The following is a 4,396-nucleotide window of genomic DNA, read 5'->3' as shown; positions in this document are numbered from 1 at the left end:
AGCAGCGCCAGGTCGAGCCCGGCCAGCCGCGGCCGGACGGCGCGCAGCCACGGCAGGTGCAGGGCGCGCAGGGACGGGTCGGCGAGCACCCGCAGCCCGCCGACCGCCTCCCACACCGGCGAGAACGCGAACCGGACGCGGGCGGCGTCGTCCGGGGTGAACACGAACTCGATCATCGCTCCCCCGATCTTTTAGCCCAGGCTAAATGAGTGTCCCGACCGGTCCGGCGGCCCGAGCATCGATCCCGTGACCACGCTCGACGAATCCCTGCACGAACCCACCGTCCCCGTCCCCCCGTCCCGTCTCGCCGCGTTCCTCGCCCCCCGCCTCGGCGGCCTGCCGCGCGCCTTCTGGGCGCTGTGGACGGGCACCCTGATCAACCGGCTCGGCACCATGGTCGAGCCGTTCCTCGGCCTCTACCTGACGACGGCGCGCGGCCTGTCGCTGGCGCAGGCGGGCGGCGTGATGACCGTCCTCGGCGCGGGCTCGCTCGGCGGCCAGTTCCTCGGCGGGATGCTCGCCGACCGGATCGGGCGGCGGCGGACGCTGCTGCTGTCGACGTTCGGCACCGGCGCGGCGATGCTGGCGCTCGGCTACGCCCAGGGGATCGTCGCGCTGGTCGCGGCGGCAGCGCTGCTCGGCCTGCTGCTCGACATGTTCCGGCCCGCGTCGCAGGCGATGGTCGCCGACATGGTCCCGGCGGCGGACCGGGCGCGCGCGTTCGGCCTGAACTTCTGGGCGGTGAACCTCGGCTGGGCGGTCGCGATGGTGTCGGCTGGGACGCTCGCCCGCACCGGGTTCCACACGCTGTTCTGGATCAACGCGGCCACGGCCGCGGGCTTCGGGACCCTGGTCTGGCGGGCGGTGCCGGAGACCCGTCCGGCGCGTCCGGCGGACGCGGACGGGAAGCCGGGCCCGCGCGGCGGCTTCCTGGACGTGCTGCGCGACCGGGTCATGGTCGGCTACACGTTCGGCGTGATGGCCTACGTGTTCGTCCTCATGCAGACGATGTCCACGATGCCGCTGGCGATGCGCGAGCACGGCCTCGGCGCGGGCACCTACGGCTGGGTCATCGCGATCAACGGCGTCGTGATCATCACCGTCCAGCCGCTGGTGAACGCCTGGCTCACGCGGCGCGACCACTCGCTCGTGCTGGCCGTGGGCATGACGGTCGCCGGGATCGGGATCGGCGCCACGGCCCTGGCGTCCGCGCCCTGGCAGTACGCCGTCACCGTGGTCTTCTGGACGTTCGGCGAGATCCTGGTGGCGTCGGTGCTGCAGGCGGTCGTGGCCGGCCTGTCCCCCGACCACCTGCGCGGACGCTACGGCGGGCTGTACGGGCTCGCCTGGTCGGGCGGCCTGATGCTCGCGCCGCTCGGCGGCACGCAGCTGCTCAGCCTCGGCGGGTCGGCGCTGATGTGGCCGGTCTGCGGCGCGCTCGGCGTCGCCGCGGCGGGCGTGCAGCTGGCGCTCGCGCCGGCCATCCGCCGGCGGACGGCCCAGCCGCCCGCGACCGCCGCCGCTTGACCCGGCCGGGCCATAATCGTCATAGTGACGATACTTCGGCGGACGACCGCCGGGACGCCGACCTTCTAGGGTGGACGACGTGGCACAGCTCAGGATCGCGCTCGCCCAGGTCAACCCCACCGTCGGCGACCTCGGCGGCAACGCCGCCCTGGTGGTCGCCTGGGCCCGGCGCGCCCGGGACGCGGGCGCGCACCTGGTCGCCTTCCCCGAGATGGTCCTCACCGGCTACCCCGTCGAGGACCTCGCCCTCCGCGCGTCGTTCGTCGAGGCCTCCCGGGACGCGCTGGAGCGGCTCGCGCGGCGGCTGGCGGACGAGGGGCTCGGCGACCTGCCGGTCGTCGTCGGGTACCTGGACCACCGTCCGGTCGCCCTGGTCCGGCCCGGCCTGCCCGCCGGGGCCCCGCTGGACGGCGCGGCGTGGCTGCACGGCGGCGGGGTGCTCGTCCGCTCCGCCAAGCACCACCTGCCGAACTACGGCGTGTTCGACGAGTACCGCGTCTTCGTGCGCGGCGACACGCTGCCGGTCGTCCGGGTGAACGGCGTGGACGTCGCGACCGTCGTCTGCGAGGACCTCTGGCAGGACGGCGGCCCGGTCAGCGTCACCCGGTCCACCGGCGCGGGCCTGCTGCTGGCCCTCAACGCCTCCCCCTACGAGCGGGCGAAGCAGGACTCCCGGGCCGAGCTGTGCGCCCGGCGCGCCCGCGAGGCGGGCTGCGCCCTCGCCTACGTCAACATGGTCGGCGGCCAGGACGAGCTGGTGTTCGACGGCGACTCGGTCGTGGTCGGCGCGGACGGCTCGCTGCTCGCCCGCGGCCCGCAGTTCACCGAGCACCTGCTGGTGTCCGACCTCGCGCTGCCCGCCGCCGCCCCGGACCCCGGGCCCGGCCGCGAACCGGTCGCCGCCCCGGACGGCACGACCATCACCGTCGAGCGGCACGTGCTGTCCGAAGACCCGGCGCCCGCCTACCCGGTCCGTCCGCAGGAGGTCGCGGAGCGGCTGGACGACCTCGCCGAGGTGTACGGAGCGCTGGTCACCGGCACGCGCGACTACGCCCGCAAGAACGGCTTCCGGACGGTCATCCTCGGGCTGTCCGGCGGCATCGACTCCGCGCTGGTCACCACCATCGCGTGCGACGCCATCGGTCCCGAGAACGTGCACGTGGTGCTGCTGCCGAGCCGCTACTCGTCCGAGCACTCGGTCACCGACGCCGAGGAGCTGGTCAAGCGGCAGGGCGTGCACGCCCGGACCGTCCCGATCCGCGGCATGGTCGACGCGTTCGAGGCCGAGGTCGAGCTGCACGGCACCGCCGCGGAGAACCTCCAGGCCCGGATCCGCGCGAACATCTGGATGGGCCTGTCCAACGAGCACGGCCACCTGGTGCTGACCGGCGGCAACAAGAGCGAGCTCGCGACCGGCTACTCCACCATCTACGGCGACTCGGCGGGCGGCTTCGCGCCCATCAAGGACCTGGTCAAGACCATGGTCTGGGCGCTCGCCCGGTGGCGGAACGAGCAGGTCGGCTCGGACCTGCCGTTCCTGCACCCGTTCGAGGGGCCGCCGATCCCGGACGCGATCATCGTCAAGGAGCCGTCCGCCGAGCTGAGCCCGGGCCAGCGCGACTCCGACTCCCTGCCGCCCTACGACGTCCTGGACCCGCTGCTGGTCGACTACGTCGAGCGCGACCTCGGCCGCGAGCGGCTGGTCGCCGCCGGCCACGACCCGGACCTGGTCGACCGCGTCATCCGCCTCACCGACCTCGCCGAGTACAAGCGCCGCCAGTACCCGCCGGGCCCGAAGGTCACCCCGAAGAACTTCGGCCGCGACCGCCGCCTCCCCATCACCAACCGCTGGCGCGAGCACCCCTGACCCGCCCCGGCCGGGACCCGCCCGGGCCCCGGTCCGGTGCGGCGATCAGCGGTGTCGGCACCTGCCCAAGTCCTGTCTCGACGCGCCCTCAGCCACGCGCGTGAACGCGTGACCTGCCCGGTGGAGCGAAGCCGAAGGCGAGCGCAACCGGGCAGATCGCGAAGCGATGCCGCGTTCACCCAGGATCGGTCACGAAGCGAGCCTTTAGGCGAGCGCAGTGGGCCGAGTCTGAATAAATTCAGCGATGGTGGTTCTCGCCGGGCCAGTTGGGGATGGGCTCGTCCGGCTCGGGGGCGATGCCGGGGACGATCTGCTCGCACCAGACGACCTTGCCCGCCGGGGTGCGGCGGGTGCCCCAGCGGTGCGCGAGCTGGCTGACGACCAGCAGGCCGCGGCCGTTCTCGTCGTCGTCGGCGGCGTGCCGGAGGCGGGGCAGGGCGGCCGAGCGGTCCAGCACCTCCAGGGTGAGGGTGCGCTCGAACAGCAGCCGCAGCTCGATGCCGCCGGGCGCGTACCGCAGCGCGTTGGTGACCAGCTCCGACGCGAGCAGCTCGGTGGCGTGGACGAGGTCGGACAGGCCCCACTCGGCGAGCTTGCTCGCCACCAGGCCGCGCGCCCGCCGCACCGACGCGGGGTCGGTCGGCAGCGGCCAGGACGCCATGCGGTCGGCGGGCATCCGGTGCAGCCGGGCCAGCAGGACGGCGATGTCGTCGCGGTGCTGGTCGGCGTAGACGCCCGCGAGGGTGGCCTTGGCCAGGTCCTCCATGGGGCGGCCGACGGTGTCGGCGGTGAACAGCGACTGGAGCCGGGCCAGGCCGTCGTCGATGTCGCGGCCCCGGTTCTCCACCAGGCCGTCGGTGTAGATGACGAAGACCGAGCCGTCCTCGACGGTGAACTCGCGGCTCTCGATCGCCGCGCCGCCGAACACGCCGAGCGGCGGCGCGGGCGGCACCTCCAGGTAGTCGTTGGAGCCGTCCGGGGCGGCCAGCAGCGGCGGCAGGT

At 74.1% G+C, this 4,396-nt stretch carries 3 protein-coding genes; 2 read left to right on the top strand and 1 reads right to left on the bottom strand.

Annotation, left to right across the window (positions count from 1 at the left end; all coding sequences use genetic code 11):
- Nucleotides 1-246 precede the first annotated feature (246 nt).
- Nucleotides 247-1,527 carry an MDR family MFS transporter gene (locus tag AB0J52_RS29240; RefSeq protein WP_500185754.1) on the top strand — a complete coding sequence of 427 codons (1,281 nt, stop codon included), beginning with the start codon at nucleotides 247-249 and terminating at the stop codon, nucleotides 1,525-1,527.
- A gap of 79 nt (nucleotides 1,528-1,606) precedes the next feature.
- A complete protein-coding gene (locus AB0J52_RS29235) occupies nucleotides 1,607-3,394 on the top strand; it encodes an NAD+ synthase (protein WP_500185753.1) in 1,788 nt (595 codons plus the stop codon).
- Between the two features lie 238 nt (nucleotides 3,395-3,632).
- On the opposite strand, the gene AB0J52_RS29230 is transcribed toward AB0J52_RS29235, so the two are convergent.
- On the bottom strand, nucleotides 3,633-4,396 hold a 764-nt coding region (locus AB0J52_RS29230; protein WP_500185751.1), incomplete at its 5' end, for a SpoIIE family protein phosphatase.

Origin of the sequence: Spirillospora sp. NPDC049652, from assembly GCF_040675125.1 — a bacterium.
In the GTDB taxonomy this organism is placed as follows: Bacteria; Actinomycetota; Actinomycetes; order Streptosporangiales; family Streptosporangiaceae; genus Spirillospora.
The sequence above is the reverse complement of the archived record's forward strand: the minus strand, read 5'-3'. Positions and strand labels throughout refer to the sequence as shown.